The sequence below is a fragment of the Pseudomonas sp. Z18(2022) genome (assembly GCF_036346535.1).
GTDB lineage: Bacteria > Pseudomonadota > Gammaproteobacteria > Pseudomonadales > Pseudomonadaceae > Aquipseudomonas > Aquipseudomonas yamanorum_A.
Genome location: NZ_JAOTOA010000028.1, coordinates 21,840 through 37,334 on the forward strand (window position 1 = coordinate 21,840; position 15,495 = coordinate 37,334).

Here is a 15,495-nt window from a genome sequence, read left to right on the forward strand (position 1 = left end):
CAGGGCTCAGGGCCGGGTTTCTGTGCGCCGGCGAACGGCGGCGGCAATCACCATGACCAACACCGAGAGGCCGATCAGCAACGTCGACGCGACGGCGATCACAGGCGTCAGGTCCTGGCGCAGGGTGGTCCACATTTTCACGGGAAGGGTTTGCAGGGTCGGGCTGGCCATCATCACGCTGAGCACCACTTCGTCCCACGAGACGAGAAAGGCGAACAGCGCACCCGCCACCATGCCCGGGCGAATCGCCGGGAAGGTCACCTTGAACACCGCCTGCAAGCGCGACGCACCGCAGATCACGGCGGCGTCTTCAATCGACTGATCGAACAGCTTCAGCGAGTTGATGATCGAGATGATGGTGAACGGCAACGCGACAATCACGTGGCTGACCACAAAGGCGAACATCGTCCCGGTGTAGCCGAGCTTGAGGAACAGCGCGTACACAGCCACCGCGATGATCACCAGCGGCACGATCATTGGCAGGGTGAACAGGCCGTAGAGCAATTCGCGGCCCGGAAAGCGCCCGCGCACCAGGGCGAATGCCGTAGGCAGGCCCAGCGCCACGGCAAACACCGTGGTCAGCACCGCGACCTTGAGGCTGGCCACGGCGGCGTTCATCCAGTCGGGGTTGGAGAAGAACTGGCCGTACCATTTCAGCGTCCAGCCGGGCGGCGGGAACACCAGCCATTGTGAGGAGCCGAACGACAGCAGCACGATGAACACGATCGGCAACAGCAGGAACAGGCCAATCACGCCGGTGGTGGTGTACAGGCCCAGGCGCATCCTGCGGCTCATGGCATTGGGAGTCAGGAGCATGACGGCTTACCTCGCGTTGCTGGCGCCAACCGGGGATTCCGGCTGAAGCTTCAGGTAGAAGTAGAACAACACCAGCGTGATGAAGATCAGCAACGCGGCGCCGGCACTCGCCAGGCCCCAATTGAGGAACGATTGCACCTGCTGAATGATGAACTCCGGCAGCATCATGTTCTGCGCACCGCCGAGCAGCGCCGGGGTGACGTAGTAACCGAGGGACATCACAAACACCATCAGCCCGCCGGAAAACAGCCCCGGCCGGCACAACGGCAGGAACACCCGGAAGAAGTTGGTCCAGGGGCTGGCGCCGCAGATGGAGCCGGCCTGCAGGATCATCGGGTCGATGGCCTGCATGGTCGCCTGCAACGGCAGCACGATAAACGGGATCATGATGTAGCTCATGCCGATCACCACGCCGGTCAGGTTGTGCACCATCTCCAGGGGTTGATCGATGATGCCCATCGCCATCAGCGCCTTGTTGATCACGCCTGAAGCCTGCAACAGCACCAGCCAGGAATAGGTCCGGGCGAGCAGGCTGGTCCACATCGACAGCAGCACGATGTTCAGGATCCAGCGCCCCCAGCCGCGGGGCACCAGGGTGATAGCCCACGCCAGGGGAAAGCCCAGCAACAGGCTGAACAGGGTCACCAGGCCTGCCACTGAAAAGGTGTTGAGCAACACCCGCGCATAGGCCGAGTTGGCGAACAGCTGTTCATAGTTGCCAAGCCCCGGCACCGGCTCCAGCACGCCCCGCAGCAGCAGGCCGATCAGTGGTGCCAGAAAGAACAGGCCGAGGAACAACAGGGCCGGGATCAGGTTGCTGGAACCGCGCCAGCGTTGCGCCAGGGACGGCGCTACGACTTTACCGCCAGCCTTGCCGGCAGCGCCCAGGGCGCTCCCGGCGGGCGTGGTTGCGGTCATTTTCATTTGACTAGCCATTCATTCCACCGTGTCGCAATGGCCGGACCGTTCTTGGCCCAGTAGGCGAAATCGAGGGTGATCTGGTCCTTGGCATACGCCGTCGGCAGGTTGGGTGCCAGGACTGAATCCAGGCGCTGCACGCTGTCGATATTCACCGGTGCATAGGCGGTCAGGTTGGAGAAATCCGCCTGGCCTTTGGCGCTGCTGGCGCTGGCCAGGAACTTCATGGCCGCCGCCTTGTTTTTCGAACCTTTGGGCACGACCAGGATGTCGGCCATCACCAGGTTCTGCTTCCAGCTTACGCCCACGGGCGCGCCGTCTTCCTGCAGGGCGTGAACGCGCCCGTTCCAGAACTGGCCCATGCTGACTTCGCCGGAGGCCAGCAGCTGTTGCGACTGGGCACCGCCGCCCCACCAGACGATGTCTTTCTTGATGGTGTCGAGTTTCTTGAAGGCGCGGTCCAGGTCCAGCGGGTACAGCTTGTCGGCGGGTACGCCGTCGGCCAGCAGCGCCAGTTCAAGCACGCCAGGGCTTGGCCATTTGTAGAGTGCGCGTTTGCCAGGGTAGGTCTTGGTGTCGAACAGCGCGGACCAGTCCTGGGGTTTGCCGGCGCCGAGCTTGCCTTCGTTGTAGCCCAGCACGAAGGAGAAGAAGAATGAACCCACACCGTGGTCGGAGACGAAGCGCGGGTCGATCTTGTCGCGCTGGATCACCGAGAAATCCAGGGGTTCGAGCAAGCCTTCGGCGGCGGCGCGCAAGGCGAAGTCGGCTTCGACGTCCACCACGTCCCACTGCACGTTACCGCTTTCGACCATGGCCTTGAGTTTGCCGTAGTCGGTGGGGCCATCCTGGACCACGGTGATGCCGCTGGCCTTGCTGAACGGGTCGGCCCAGGCCTGTTTCTGCGCGTCCTGGGTGCTACCGCCCCAGCTCACGAAATTGACGCTTTCGGCCGCCAGGGCCGCATGAGTGGCCGTGGCCAATAAGCCCGCGAACAGCACTGCGGTGACACGTTTGTTCAACACCATTTTCACGCCCTCATTTGTTTTGTTATTGAGCGGGCTTGGTAGTGCCCGCCTATCGGGAGCAGTAGGTCCAGCAGGGCCTCTAATCGAGGCCCCGGAAGGCGACCGTGCCAAGGGCTTTTATGGGTGCTTTCCCTGGCGGGTGCACTTGGCAGAAACGTTCGGTCTATGGGATGTCATATTATGGTATTCCAAACTTTGTGCAAGCATTTTGCCTTACCGGTTATCCGTCATTCGGTGAACGCAATGCTCTCCACCACCTCAAGGTCGTAGCCGGTCAAACCGGCATATTTAAGGGGCGGGCCGAGGTGGCGCAGTTTGCCGACCCCGAGGTCCTGCAAGATCTGCGCCCCGGTGCCTACTTCAGAATAGATGCGCGATTGGGAACGGTTGAATTGCCGGGGCGCCTGGGTCAGTTGCGGCACGCGCTCGAGCAATGCCTGGGATGACTCATGGTTGGCCAGCACCACCACCACGCCGCAGCCTTCGGCGGCCACTCGCTGCAAGGCGGCCCACAAGGTCCAGTTGGACGGGCCGCTGTATTCGGCGCCCACCAGGTCGCGCAGCGGGTCGATCACATGCACCCGTACCAGCGCCGGTTCGTCACGACGCAACTGGCCCATGACCATTGCCATGTGCACGCCGCCGTCGATGCGGTCTTCGAAAGTGATCAGGCGGAACGTGCCGTGCACCGTCGGCAGGTCGCGTTCGCCAATGCGCACCACGGTGCGCTCGGTGCTCAGGCGGTAGTGAATCAGGTCGGCGATGGTGCCGATCTTGATCCCGTGCGTGCGGGCGAATACTTCCAGATCGGGCCGGCGGGCCATGGTGCCGTCATCGTTCATCACTTCGACGATGACCGAGGCCGGCGTGTGCCCCGCCAGGCGCGCCAGGTCGCAACCGGCTTCGGTGTGGCCGGCGCGGGTCAGTACCCCGCCGTCCCTGGCGCGCAGCGGGAAGATGTGCCCCGGTTGCACAATGTCGGCCGGCCCGGCACTCATGTCCACGGCAGCGGCCACGGTGCGCGCGCGGTCGGCGGCGGAGATTCCGGTGGTCACGCCGACGGCCGCTTCGATGGACACGGTAAACGCGGTACTGAACACGCTGCCGTTGCTCGGCACCATCTGTTCCAGGCCGAGGCGCTGGCAATGTTCATCGGTGAGCGTCAGGCAAATCAGGCCACGGGCTTCGCGGGCCATGAAGCTGATCGCCTCGGCGGTGCAGCAGTCGGCAGGCAGCAACAGGTCGCCTTCGTTTTCCCGATCTTCGTCGTCCACCAGGAGTACCATTTTGCCCTGGCGGTAGTCTTCGATGATTTCTGCGATGCTGTTGAAGGTCATGTAACGTGCTCGGGTTGTTGGTTGTATGTATTATGGTATACCACAAAACTTAACGTAGAGGATGTCACGATGAAGGCCTACTGGATTGCCCATGTGGATGTGGCGGATGCCGAGCAATACACGCAGTACACCCAGCGCGCACCGGCGGCGTTTGCGAAGTTTGGCGGGCGATTTCTGGCCAGGGGCGGGCGCAGCGCCGCGATGGAAGGCGGGCCGGCAACGCAGCGCAATGTGGTGATCGAATTCGACAGCTACGACCAGGCGGTGGCGTGCTACGAGTCCGAGGAATATCAGGAGGCGAAGGCGCACCGTGAGGGCGTGGCCCAGGCGCAGATCATCATTGTGGAAGGCTTGGCGCTCTGACGCGCATCAGCGGATAAAGTGAATCCTGCCGCTGTCGTCGTTGCCGATGTAAATGCCATACACCCCGGCCTGGCGTTCCTCGATATAGCGTTCGAGGATCTGCCGGATCGCCGGGTAGTAGATGCTGTCCCAGGGAATGTCCTCGGGCGCGAAGAATTTGTAGTCCAGGGTTTCCGGCCCGAACTGGCCGGTAATCTCCAGCGCAATGGCGCGAAAGATGATGTACACCTCGCTGATCTTCGGCACGCTGAAGATCGAGTAGGGCGACACAATCTCCGCCCGCACGCCGCTTTCTTCCCAGACTTCCCGCAGTGCCGCCTGTTCCGTGGTTTCGCCACCTTCCATAAAACCTGCCGGCAACGTCCAGGTGCCCGGGCGTGGCGGGATTGCCCGTTGGCATAGCAGGTACTTGCCGTCCTGCTCGATGATGCAGCCGGCGATGATCTTCGGATTGACGTAGTGGATATAGCCGCAGCCGCGGCACATCAGGCGTTCATGGGTATCGCCCGGCGGCAGTTGGTGACCCAGGTCACTGCCGCCGCATTTCGGGCAAAAGCCAGGGGTGAACATGGTCAGTGACCTATGCGGGGTTCTTTGAGCGCGATGGGCAGGGTGATCTCGGGGATCTTGCCGGTCTCTTCCTGCTTGCGCTTGAGGTAGTCCAGGGCAACGGCGGCGGCGGCGCGCACATGGTCGACGCAGGCCTGGTGAGCCGCGAGCGGGTCGCCGCTCTTGATCGCCTGCACCATGCGCTCCATTTCCTGGTTGCTGGTACCGCGACGGTTTTCCTGGGACACCGACGTGGCCCGCAGGTAGCTGATACGCGCCTGCAACTGACGCAACTGGGTGGCGGCAACATGGTTGCCGGAGCCCACCAGCAGCACGTCGTAGAAACCCTGTACCGAGTCGATGACCTGTTGCAGTTCACCGTCCTTGAGGGCCTTGCGGTTTTCCTCGAGGGCTTTTTCCAGGGCCTTGATGTCCTTGGCCTTGGCGCGCAGGGTGAACAACTGCACGATCAAGCCTTCGAGCACGCAGCGCAGTTCATAGATATCGACGGCATCGGCCAGGGTAATGATTGCGACTTGCGGGCCCTTGGCGTCGGCGAACTCCACCAGGCCTTCGGACTCCAGGTGACGCAAGGCTTCGCGCACCGAGGTGCGGCTGACGCCGAGGCGGTCGCACAGGTCGCGCTCCACCAGGCGGTCGCCCGGCAACAGCTGGAAGTTCATGATGGCGCTGCGCAGTTTTTCCAGCACGATTTCGCGCAGGGTGACCGGGTTGTGATTGACCTTGAAGCTGTCGTCGAGTGGCAGGCGTTTCATGGGGTCTGCTCTGAATGGGGCGGTTAACTGGAGGCCTCGGCACCGGCTTTGGCGAAGGCTTCAGGGGCCAGCCGGGCCGATTGAGGGCCAAAATCTTCGGCAAGTTTATCACGCTGTGTTCTTTAAGCGACAAACCCTCACGGCCCCACAAATGGCCCCGGCAGCCGCCTCACGCCAGGGTAGGCAACGGGCCCAGCTTGCCTTTGTGGTAGATCATCGGCGTCACCGGCTGGTCGGGCAGAATCAGGTTTTTCACCGCGCCCACAATGATCGCGTGGTCACCGCCGTCGTATTCGCGCCACAACTCGCACTCGATGATCGCCGTGGCCTTGGCCAGCAGCGGGTTGCCCAGGTCGCTGAGGTGCCACTCGATACCCTTGGCTTTTTCCTTGCCTTTGCTGGCAAACGCATAGGCCTCGGCAGTCTGGTCGGCGGACAGCAGGTGAATCGCAAAGCGCTTGCTGTCCCGCAGGATCGGGTAGGTGTCCGACGCATAGTTGGGGCAGAACAGCACCAGGGCCGGGTCAATCGACAGCGCGCTGAACGCACTGGCGGTGATGCCGACGATGCCGCCTTCCGGGTCCAGGGTGGTCACCACCGTGACGCCGGAGGGAAACGAGCTCATCACGTCTTTGTAAATGCCGGGTTCGATCATGGTTGTGGTCTCTTAGCGCATCACGAAAGGATCAGGCATCGGTGCCTGGGAAAGGTTGATCCACACCGTCTTCAGCTCGGTGTAGGCCAGCACCGAATCGATGCCGCTTTCGCGTCCATAGCCACTGTTCTTGAAGCCGCCGATGGGCGCCATGGCCGATACGGCGCGGTAGGTGTTGACCCAGATGATGCCCGAGCGCACATCCCGCGCCAGCCGGTGGGCGCGGCCCAGGTCGCGGGTCCAGATACCGGCGGCCAGGCCGAACTGCGAGTCGTTGGCGATGGCCAGGGCTTCGGCTTCGTCCTTGAAGCGAATGACCGACGCCACTGGGCCAAACACTTCTTCCTGCATGATCTTCATCGAATTGCGGTCGCACTCGAACAAGGTCGGCTCGTAGAACCAGCCTTCGCCGAGGTTCTGCGGGCGTTTGCCGCCGGTGCGCAGGCGCGCGCCTTCAGCGATGGCATCCGCCACCAGGCCTTCGACCACGGCCAGTTGCTGCGCGGTGGCCATGGGGCCCATCTCGCTGGCGTCGTCTTGAGGGTTACCGATGCGAATGCGTTGGGCGCGCGCCACCAGGCGCTCGACGAATTCGTCGTAGATTTCATCCTGCACCAGCAAGCGCGAGCCGGAGACGCAGCTCTGCCCGGAGGCGGCATAGATGCCGGCGATGGCGCCGTTGATGGCGCTGTCGAGGTCGGCGTCGGCAAAGATGATGTTCGGTGATTTGCCGCCTAGTTCCAGGGACAGCTTGGCGAAGTTCTCGGCGCTGCTGCGCACCACATGCCGTGCCGTGGCGGCGCCGCCGGTGAAGGCGATCTTGCGCACCAGCGGGTGGCGGGTGAGGGCGGCGCCGGTGCTTGGGCCGTAGCCGGTCACGACGTTGACCACACCTGGCGGGATGCCGGCTTGCAGCGCCAGGCGCGCCAGTTCCAGGATGGTCGCCGAGGCGTGCTCCGACGGTTTGATCACAATGGTGTTGCCTGCCGCCAGGGCGGGCGCAAGTTTGATCGCGGTCAGGTACAGCGGGCTGTTCCACGGAATGATCGCGGCAACCACGCCCATGGCTTCGTGCACGGTGTAGGCAAACAGGTCGGGCTTGTCCAGCGGCAGGGTGCCGCCTTCGAGCTTGTCGGCCAGGCCTGCGGTGTAGTGGAAAAACTCCGGCAGGTAACTGACCTGGCCGCGGGTTTCACGGATCAGCTTGCCGTTGTCGCGGCTTTCGAGCTGGGCCAGTTGCTCTTTGTTCTCGGCAATCAGGTCGCCCAGGCGGCGTAACAGCTTGCCCCGCGCGGTGGCGGTCAGGCCGCGCCAGGCCGGGCTTTCGAAGGCGCTTTGGGCGGCGCTCACGGCGCGCTCCACGTCAGCCTCGTCAGCATCGGGCAACTGCGCCCAGGGCTCGGCCAGCGCCGGGTTCAGGCTGTCGAAGGTCTTGCCGGACAGGGCGTCAACCCATTCGCCGCCGATGCACATCTGGAAGCGTTCAAGTGTCATGCCACGATCCCCTTTATCGGGTGTTGTTGGGAGTGTGCCGTTTCGAGGAAGTCCAGCAACAGCTGGTTGACCAGACGCGGCGATTCGACAGGCATCATATGCCGTTGCTCGGGCAAAACGGCCACGGTCGCACCGGGAATGCGCTCGGCCAGTTGCCGGGCCATTTGCGGTGTCGAGCCGGGGTCCAGCTCGCCGGTGGCCACCAGCGTCGGCGCCTTGATGCTGCCCAGGTCGTCGGCGCGGTACATGTCCTGGGTGGCGAACAATTCATAGGTGGTCAGGTAACCCTGAGGGTCGTTGCCGGCGAGGGTCTGGCGCAACGCGGCAATCTGCGCCGGGTTGGCGGCCTGGTATTCACGGCTGAACCAGCGCGACAGGGCGGCTTCGGCATTCGCGTCGGGCCCGTGTTCGGCGGCCTGGGCGGTGCGTGCGATCACCCCGGCGCGCTGCTCCTGGCTACGATTGAACACACTATTGAGCACCACCAGGCTTTGCAGGCGCTCCGGGTAGTGCAGGGCAAAGGCGCGAGCCACCAGGCCGCCCATGGAAAACCCGATCACCGTCGCCTGGGGCAATTGCAGGTGATCGAGCAGTTCCAGCAGTTGGTCGGCGTAGCCCAGCAGCGGCGTACCGCTCTGCGGGCGCGGGCTGGCGCCATGGCCAAGCATGTCATAGGCAATGACGCGGTACCGGGTGGCGAGGCCGACCACCTGGCCGCCCCACATTTCTTTATTCAGGCCCACGCCGTGGATCAAAACCACAGGCTGGCCTTGGCCGGTCGCCAGGTAACTGGTGCCAGCCGGGGTACGTTCAGCGGTGAGCCGAATCATGGAGCGCTCCTGCATGCCTTTTTGTTTGAGTGACGGGTCTTGCTTACTGGGCTTTTTCAGCCGCCAGCTCTTCCAGGTCGATGTAGCGATTGCCGATGCGCGGGTGCAGGCGACCGCCGTCGGCACAGCCCAGGACCACGACGATTTCATCGGCGCGGGGCGCGTCTTCAATCTTCATTTCCAGGGTGATGTAGTGCGAGCGCAGGCCTTCGTCGTCCTTGTGCATCATCGGGATCTGGATCGAGGTGCCCGGGCCGCCGCGCTTGTTGGTGAAGCTCAGGTAGCTTTTGGCCTTGACCGCTTCACGGTAGTGGTTGCCAAAGCGCAGGGTGTGGATGATCGCCGAGGCGTGTTCGATCTCTCCATCGGCACCCACCACGGCCGCCTTGCCGTAGGCTTCGATCTTCTCGGCGCCGCCGATGATGCCCACCAGGCGCTCGACCATCAGCGCACCCAGGTCGGAACAATTGGCGCGGATTTCCGGCTTCAGGTCTTCGACAAAACCGCGGCCCAGCCACGGGTTTTTAAGCACAACGGCCAGGCCGACCATTTTGACCGGGGTGTCCGAGGCTTTGCCGCCTTCGATAAAGGTTTCTTCTACATAGCTGACGATTTTGCGGATTTCGAAACTCATGAACGGCTCCATCTGACGCAGGTGATTTGCGTATGATGGTATACCATAATACGAGAAGCGCAATAGCGTGATGTGCGTTGCCCTGGGGCAAGCTGACAAATGGCCGGCAACGAGCCCGCCCGCGCTAGGCGGGGCAGGCTGGACAGGCGTGATGGGGAGCGCAGGCGGTGAGCACGTCACCGCCTCGTAGGCGGGGTTAGAACTTGAAGCGCCCGACCAGGCCCTTGAGCTGGCCGGAAATATCCGTCAACCGCCCGGAGCCGGTCTGTGCCGAATGAGCAAAGCCTTCCACCAGCTGGGCATCGGCATGGATCTGCGCGATGTGCCGGTTGATCTCTTCGGCCACCTGATGCTGTTCCTCGGCGGCCGTGGCGATCTGGGTGTTCTGGTCGCGAATCGAGTCCACCGAGCCACGGATCTTGTCGAAGCTGTCGCGGGCCTGCTGGATGCGTTCCACGCTGGTGTGGGAGACCTGCAGGCTGCCTTGCATCTGCAGGGTGACTTCCTGGGTGCGGCGGGCGAGGTTGCCCAGCAGGCTGTCGATCTCGCCGGTGGAGTCGGCGGTGCGGCGGGCGAGGGCGCGGACTTCGTCGGCCACCACCGCAAACCCACGGCCCTGGTCACCGGCCCGTGCGGCTTCGATGGCCGCGTTGAGGGCCAGCAGGTTGGTTTGCTCGGCAATCGAACGAATCGTGTCGAGGATGGTGTTGATGTTCTTGCTGTCCTGTTCGAGCAACTGCATGGTCTGGGTCGACTTTTGCAGGTCTTCGCTCAGCTTGAGCACGCTGCCGGTGGCTTCGCCGATGTGCTGCTGGCCATCGTGCACATCCCGATAACCTTCGTCGGCGCTCGAGGCCGCCGCGCTGCACGAACGGGCGACTTCGTTGGCGGTGGCCACCATTTCGTTGAACGCGGTGCTCACCAGCTCCACGGCTTCGCGCTGACGGCCGGCGGCCTGGTTCATGTTGTGCGCGACTTCACGGGTGTCGGCCGCCGCGGTTTGCAGGTCGGACGAGGCGTTGCCGATGCGCTGCACCAACTGCGCGATCATGCTCAGGAACTGGTTGAACCAGCCCGCCAGGGTGGCGGTTTCGTCCTTGCCCTGGACCTTGAGTTGGCGGGTGAGGTCGCCTTCACCTTCGGCGATTTCCTGCAGGCCGTCGGCCACGCCACGAATCGGGCGCACGATCACCCGGGCGAAGCTGGCGCCGACAATGGCGAAGACCACCGCCAATGCCGCCGCGATGGCGGTGATCAGCCAGGTCAGGCGCGTCGCGCCGGCCATCACTTCGTCACGCTTGATCAGGCCGATAAAGCGCCAGCCCAAATCTTTGGAACTGACCACGTTGGCCATGTACGGCACGCCGTCAATCTCCACCTGGGTCACGCCATCGCCGCGCTTGGCCAGTTCGGCATAGTTGGGGCCCAGGTCGGCCAGGGGCTTGAAGTTGTGCTTGGCGTCGCTCGGGTCCACCAGCACGTTGCCGTTGGCTTCCACCAGCATCAGGTAGCCGCTGTCGCCCAGCTTGATATTGCGCACCAGTTCGGTGAGCTGCTTGAGGGATACATCTAGGCCGACGACTCCGAGGATATTGCCGGTGGCGTCGGCGACGGTGTGCACGGTGCCGATCAGCGTCACATCGTCCGGTGCCTAGTAGTAGGCGCCGGTGCGCACGGTGGTGCCGGGTGCGGCGATGGCGGCTTTGTACCAGGGGCGCACACGCGGGTCATAGTTGTTCAGTTTGGTGTCGTCAGGCCAACTGGCGTAGCCGCCGTCGCTCAGTCCCAGGGACAGGTAGGCGGTGCTCGGATGGCTTTTGGCGAACTGGTCGAAAATCGCCAGCAGGTCTTTATTGGTCGGGGTCAGCGGGATTTGCGCGGCGTCGGCGCCGGCGTAGCTCTTGAGGTCCTTGGCCGCGACAACGCGCGGGTCCTTGGCCACATAGTCGACGTTCTGGCTGATGCCGTCGAAGAACTGCTTCATGCCATTGTCGATCTGGCGGATCTCGCGACCACTGCTGTCGAGGAAATTGGCCAAGGCCCCGTCGCGCACATTCAGTACGACGAGCACGGCCACCAGGATGACCGGCAGGCACGCGATGGCCGCAAAGGCCCAGGTCAGCTTCTGCTTGATATTCATGACTTCACCCGCGGGTATTTATAGTTTTTGGCAAGGAGAAAACAGTAGGGTCGAGCGTCGCATGTGTTGTGGTGGGGCGGTGTCAGCCATGCGTACCCCCTGTATATCGACTGCGGGGGTACGTACTTGAGGCTGGAGGGGGTGTTTAAGTGGAGCGGGGAGGCCAGCGGCCTCAGTCCTCGAATACAGGTCGTGAGGAGCGCTCGATCGCGGCCATGGCTTCGGCCTGGCTCATCAACCCGGACTCTTCCAGGATCGACAGCAGTGAGCGACCTTGCGCCACGGACTGGCGTGCCAGCTGGCTGACGCGGGCGTACCCCAGTTTCGGCACCAGCGCGGTGGCTACCGCCATCGAGTCGGTCAGGTGTTGTTCATTGCGTTGCGCATCAGCCGTTATCCCACTGACGCATTTTTCGCGGAAGCGCTGGATGCCCTGGGTCAGCAGCGCAATGCTGTCGAATACACGGGAAGCCACCAATGGCTCGTAGTGGTTGATCTCCAACTGGCCAGCCTGTACCGCCTGTGCCACCGCCACGTCGTTGCCGATGACCGCGAAGCTCAGTTGAATCATGGCCATCGGCAGCACCGGGTTGACCTTGCCGGGCATGATCGACGAGCCGGCCTGGGCTTCGGGCAGCTTCAGTTCGCCAATTCCGCCGACAGGGCCGGACGACAGCAGGGTCAGGTCCGAGGCGATCTTGGCCAGGGACGCCGAGCAGGTGCGCAGTTCGGCGGAAACCCGGGAGAACACATCCATGTTCTGCATCGCGTCGAAGGCATTCGACGGTGCCTGGTACTCAATGCCGGTGATCTGTACCAGGTGCCGGTACACCGAGGCGCGATACGCCGCCGGCGCGCCGAACCCGGTGCCGATGGCGGTGCCGCCCAGGGGCAGGGTGCGCAGTTTGTCGCGCACGCTGGCAAGCTCCGCGCCCAGTCGATAGGTGAGGTCGGCATACCCGGAAAACACCTGGCCCAGGCGCATCGGCTGGGCGTCCTGCAAGCAGGTGCGGCCCAGGTGCAGGACATCGGCAAACTGTTCGGCTTTCTGGTCGAAGCGGGTTGCCAGTTGTTCCACTTCATCGATCAGCGGGCCGAGCATCGCGTACGTGGCGATCTTCAGGGCGGCCGGGTAAACATCGTTGGTCGACTGCGAGGCGTTCACATGGTCATTGGGGTGCACCACCTCATACGAACCGGCGGCATGCCCCATCAACTGTTGGGCGCGGTTGGCAATCACCTCGTTGAAATTCATGTTGGTGGACGTGCCGCCGGAGCCTTCCAGCAGGTCGACGATCAGCGAGTCGTCGCACTGGCCGGCGATCACCTCGCCGCAGGCCTGCACAATGGCCTCGCACTGGGGCAGGGCGATGACGCCGCAGGTGTGGTTGGCCAGCGCGGCCGCCGATTTGCATTGGGCGAAGGCATCACGAAAGGCGGGGTAGTGGGCGATGGTCAACGGTGACACGCTGAGGTTGTCGAACCCGCGTACCGAGTTCACCCCATACAACTTGCCGGCCGGAATGTGCACATCACCGACGTAATCGGTTTCCAGTCGTGCAGCGGCAGAATCAAAAGTACTCACGAGCATCACCCTCATCTATTTGGATTAACGCCTCCACCCCTTTGTCCAGGGCCTTTAGCCTGGGCAGGAAGGAGTGGAGGATCACATTGCGCGCCGTTTCGCAGGCATCGGCGAAAAAGGCGCTGTATTCATCGCGTCGCGCTACCAGGTACAGCGAGCGCTCCAGCTGCAGGTCCGGGGTGAGGTGTGCGGTCACTTTGTCCACCCACGAAGAGGCCTGCAAAAAACACATCGGGCTGGTCACCGCCCATCCGATGCCCTCGGCGACCATCGAGGTCAATGCATCGGCGTTGTCCAGTTCCAGGCGGTTGGGCACCCGTACATTCAGGCTGCGCAGATGGCGTTCGATCTGCAGGCCGACCTGGGACATCCGGTTGAAACGCACCACCGGCAGCACATTGGCCAGCGCCCGTACGTCCTCGACCGTGTTGATTTCGGTGCGCAGCTGGCTGGGCGTGATCACAAAGTACTTCTCTGAAAACAGCCGGTAGCGAATCACATCGTTGGCGTCCATCAGCGGGTCGCTGGTGACGATCAGGTCCAGGTCGCGGCGCAGCAGGGATTCGCCTTGTTGCGGGCTGAGCCCGGTGCGGATCGACAGCTGCGCGACCTTGCCCAGCAATTGTTTGGTGAACACCGAGCCGCAGGTCGCTGCAAAGGAGTCCACCAGGCCAATGCGCAGGTCCGGGTTCACGCCGCGTCCGGCGTCGATCACCTGGGCCTTGAGATGGGACAGTTCCTCGCTCAACACCGAGCCCCGGTTACGCAAGGCGATGCCGAACGAAGTGAGGGCGAGCGGGCGGGTGGTGCGGTCCACCAGCACCACCCCCAGGTCCTCTTCCAGCTGGCGCACCATCTGCGAGACGCCGGACTGGGAAATGCCCATGCGCGCGGCGGCTCCCGACATGCTGCCCTCTTCGGCAACCGCGATGAATACCTGGACCGCATACATGTCGATAAGCCTGTTCGCTGACATCGTCATCCCTCTTCAACGGTTTACTTCGGGGTGCGCCCCACGGGGCTGGACAGCACCGGCGACAAGCCCGGGTCGATATCGGGCGTGACGCCCGACAAGTCTTCCTTGCTGGTTTCCGGTGCAAACAAGTGGCAGAACACGCCGCCCACGATCAGCACACCGACGCACACGCCCAATGCCGCATGAACCCCCACATGTTGCACCGCAACCGGCAGCAGGAAGGTCGCCACCGCCGAGCCAAACCGGCTTGCGGCCACGGCCAGGCCGATCCCCGAGGCCCGCAGGTGGGTGGGAAACAGCTCCGGTGGATAGACGAACTCCAGGTTCACCGCGGCCGCCATCACGCAGGCAAAAAAGCCGAACGCGAGGATGGTGCCGAGCGGGCCGAAACCGGCGTAGGCCAACACGGCCAGGCCGGCAGCGCTCAGGTAGAAGGTGCCCACCAGAAACACGCGGCGAGAGATGCGGTCGATCACCAGCAAACCGAGCAGGGCGCCGACCAGCAGCAGTACGTTGTAGACCAGGCCACCGACGAACTTGTCCTGCACGTTCAACGCTTCCAGGACTTTGGGTGCGAACGTGCCCAAGGCAAAGAACGGAATCACCTGGCAGGTATAGAACACGCAGCCCACCAAGGTGTTCTTGCGCCAGCGCGGGCTCAACAGCTCGCTCCAGCTGCCGCGTGGCTTTTGCGCAGAGGCCTGGGCGGCCGGTGCGGGCAGATAGACGTGTGGCCCGAACTTGCTGCGCACCACGGCCGAGGCTTCTTCGTTGCGCCCCCGGGCCATCAGCCAGATCGGCGACTCCGGAACCCCCAGGCGCAGCGGCAAGATCAACAGCGCGGGGATGCCACTGAGGGCGAGCATCACGCGCCAGGCATCCGGGCCGATATCGCGGACCGCAAACCCGGCCAGGTACGCCGCCACGTAACCCGCCGCCCAGGCCGCCGCCAGTACACTGAGCAAGCGCCCCCGATACCGGCGGGGAGCGAACTCGGTCACCAGGGATTTGCTCACCACATAGTCAAACCCCAGCACCAGGCCCAATAACAGGCGCAGCGCCAGCAGTTGCTCGGGGGAGGTGACAAAGAACTGCGAGGCGGAAATCACCGCGAACAACAACATGTCCCAGGCAAAAATCGTGCGCCGGCCAAACTTGTCGGCGATCGGGCCGGCAAACAGGCTGCCGAGGAACAACCCGGCCAGGGACGCGGCACCCAGCAGGCCCATCCACAACGCGGTCAATTGCAGGGGCCCTGCCGCCATGCTCACGGCGATCCCGATAATGCCCAGCACGAACCCGTCACTGAACTGGCCACCCGTGCCGCTGAACACCGTCCGGATATGGAAGCGGCTCAGCGGAAGGTCTTCGAACGCTACTTGACCACTCATTCG

14 protein-coding genes and 1 pseudogene are annotated in these 15,495 nt (G+C 63.4%); 1 reads left to right on the top strand and 14 read right to left on the bottom strand.

All coding sequences use genetic code 11. The features are described 5' to 3' along the window. Positions 1 to 6: 6 nt before the first annotated feature. From V3W39_RS30330 to ribBA, 4 genes are all read right to left on the bottom strand, one after another. A complete protein-coding gene (locus V3W39_RS30330; RefSeq protein WP_177046621.1) occupies positions 7 to 816 on the bottom strand; it encodes an ABC transporter permease in 810 nt (269 codons plus the stop codon). A gap of 6 nt (positions 817 to 822) precedes the next feature. Beyond that, entirely contained in the window at positions 823 to 1,740 is a 918-nt protein-coding gene (locus V3W39_RS30335; protein ID WP_177115553.1) for an ABC transporter permease, read from the bottom strand. Beyond that, positions 1,737 to 2,762, bottom strand: a complete 1,026-nt coding sequence (locus tag V3W39_RS30340) for an ABC transporter substrate-binding protein (RefSeq protein ID WP_177046617.1) — start codon at positions 2,760 to 2,762, stop codon at positions 1,737 to 1,739. Before V3W39_RS30340 ends, V3W39_RS30335 begins: the two co-directional genes overlap by 4 nt. A gap of 227 nt (positions 2,763 to 2,989) precedes the next feature. Continuing rightward, complete coding sequence (gene ribBA, locus V3W39_RS30345; RefSeq protein WP_177046615.1) at positions 2,990 to 4,099, bottom strand: bifunctional 3,4-dihydroxy-2-butanone-4-phosphate synthase/GTP cyclohydrolase II; 1,110 nt, start codon at positions 4,097 to 4,099, stop codon at positions 2,990 to 2,992. 69 nt (positions 4,100 to 4,168) lie between these two features. Between ribBA and V3W39_RS30350 the strand changes: the two genes are divergently transcribed. After that, positions 4,169 to 4,462, top strand: coding sequence for a DUF1330 domain-containing protein (locus tag V3W39_RS30350; protein ID WP_177046614.1), 294 nt, complete (start codon positions 4,169 to 4,171; stop codon positions 4,460 to 4,462). A 6-nt stretch (positions 4,463 to 4,468) separates the two neighbouring features. On the opposite strand, the gene V3W39_RS30355 is transcribed toward V3W39_RS30350, so the two are convergent. The 10 genes and pseudogenes from V3W39_RS30355 to V3W39_RS30400 form a co-directional block, all read right to left on the bottom strand. After that, the gene (locus tag V3W39_RS30355; protein WP_177079415.1) at positions 4,469 to 5,032 is read right to left on the bottom strand and encodes an NUDIX hydrolase; all 564 of its coding nucleotides are present in this window, start codon (positions 5,030 to 5,032) and stop codon (positions 4,469 to 4,471) included. Positions 5,033 to 5,034: 2 nt separating this feature from the next. Further along, a complete protein-coding gene (locus V3W39_RS30360) occupies positions 5,035 to 5,787 on the bottom strand; it encodes a GntR family transcriptional regulator (RefSeq protein ID WP_177046610.1) in 753 nt (250 codons plus the stop codon). A 169-nt stretch (positions 5,788 to 5,956) separates the two neighbouring features. Further along, positions 5,957 to 6,442, bottom strand: a complete 486-nt coding sequence (locus tag V3W39_RS30365; RefSeq protein ID WP_177079414.1) for a flavin reductase family protein — start codon at positions 6,440 to 6,442, stop codon at positions 5,957 to 5,959. 12 nt (positions 6,443 to 6,454) lie between these two features. Continuing rightward, a complete protein-coding gene (locus V3W39_RS30370) occupies positions 6,455 to 7,936 on the bottom strand; it encodes an aldehyde dehydrogenase (protein ID WP_177046606.1) in 1,482 nt (493 codons plus the stop codon). Beyond that, a complete protein-coding gene (locus V3W39_RS30375) occupies positions 7,933 to 8,766 on the bottom strand; it encodes an alpha/beta fold hydrolase (protein ID WP_177046588.1) in 834 nt (277 codons plus the stop codon). Before V3W39_RS30375 ends, V3W39_RS30370 begins: the two co-directional genes overlap by 4 nt. Before the next feature lie 43 nt (positions 8,767 to 8,809). Continuing rightward, a complete protein-coding gene (locus tag V3W39_RS30380) occupies positions 8,810 to 9,400 on the bottom strand; it encodes an amino acid synthesis family protein (RefSeq protein ID WP_177046586.1) in 591 nt (196 codons plus the stop codon). Positions 9,401 to 9,596: 196 nt separating this feature from the next. Then, a pseudogene (locus V3W39_RS30385) lies at positions 9,597 to 11,540 on the bottom strand (methyl-accepting chemotaxis protein). Positions 11,541 to 11,712: 172 nt separating this feature from the next. Then, the gene (locus V3W39_RS30390) at positions 11,713 to 13,125 is read right to left on the bottom strand and encodes an aspartate ammonia-lyase (protein WP_259198968.1); all 1,413 of its coding nucleotides are present in this window, start codon (positions 13,123 to 13,125) and stop codon (positions 11,713 to 11,715) included. Beyond that, the gene (locus V3W39_RS30395; RefSeq protein WP_177046580.1) at positions 13,112 to 14,101 is read right to left on the bottom strand and encodes a LysR family transcriptional regulator; all 990 of its coding nucleotides are present in this window, start codon (positions 14,099 to 14,101) and stop codon (positions 13,112 to 13,114) included. Before V3W39_RS30395 ends, V3W39_RS30390 begins: the two co-directional genes overlap by 14 nt. A 20-nt stretch (positions 14,102 to 14,121) precedes the next feature. Further along, complete coding sequence (locus tag V3W39_RS30400) at positions 14,122 to 15,492, bottom strand: MFS transporter (RefSeq protein WP_259198967.1); 1,371 nt, start codon at positions 15,490 to 15,492, stop codon at positions 14,122 to 14,124. Positions 15,493 to 15,495: the final 3 nt, after the last annotated feature.

What these genes read in the sequence shown, in the direction of transcription:
- V3W39_RS30330 (WP_177046621.1), bottom strand. Translation starts at nt 816, where the DNA reads ATGCTCCTGACTCCCAATGCCATGAGCCGCAGGATGCGCCTGGGCCTG.
- V3W39_RS30335 (WP_177115553.1), bottom strand. Translation starts at nt 1,740, where the DNA reads ATGAAAATGACCGCAACCACGCCCGCCGGGAGCGCCCTGGGCGCTGCC.
- V3W39_RS30340 (WP_177046617.1), bottom strand. Translation starts at nt 2,762, where the DNA reads ATGGTGTTGAACAAACGTGTCACCGCAGTGCTGTTCGCGGGCTTATTG.
- ribBA (WP_177046615.1), bottom strand. Translation starts at nt 4,099, where the DNA reads ATGACCTTCAACAGCATCGCAGAAATCATCGAAGACTACCGCCAGGGC.
- V3W39_RS30350 (WP_177046614.1), top strand. Translation starts at nt 4,169, where the DNA reads ATGAAGGCCTACTGGATTGCCCATGTGGATGTGGCGGATGCCGAGCAA.
- V3W39_RS30355 (WP_177079415.1), bottom strand. Translation starts at nt 5,032, where the DNA reads ATGTTCACCCCTGGCTTTTGCCCGAAATGCGGCGGCAGTGACCTGGGT.
- V3W39_RS30360 (WP_177046610.1), bottom strand. Translation starts at nt 5,787, where the DNA reads ATGAAACGCCTGCCACTCGACGACAGCTTCAAGGTCAATCACAACCCG.
- V3W39_RS30365 (WP_177079414.1), bottom strand. Translation starts at nt 6,442, where the DNA reads ATGATCGAACCCGGCATTTACAAAGACGTGATGAGCTCGTTTCCCTCC.
- V3W39_RS30370 (WP_177046606.1), bottom strand. Translation starts at nt 7,936, where the DNA reads ATGACACTTGAACGCTTCCAGATGTGCATCGGCGGCGAATGGGTTGAC.
- V3W39_RS30375 (WP_177046588.1), bottom strand. Translation starts at nt 8,766, where the DNA reads ATGATTCGGCTCACCGCTGAACGTACCCCGGCTGGCACCAGTTACCTG.
- V3W39_RS30380 (WP_177046586.1), bottom strand. Translation starts at nt 9,400, where the DNA reads ATGAGTTTCGAAATCCGCAAAATCGTCAGCTATGTAGAAGAAACCTTT.
- V3W39_RS30395 (WP_177046580.1), bottom strand. Translation starts at nt 14,101, where the DNA reads ATGTCAGCGAACAGGCTTATCGACATGTATGCGGTCCAGGTATTCATC.
- V3W39_RS30400 (WP_259198967.1), bottom strand. Translation starts at nt 15,492, where the DNA reads ATGAGTGGTCAAGTAGCGTTCGAAGACCTTCCGCTGAGCCGCTTCCAT.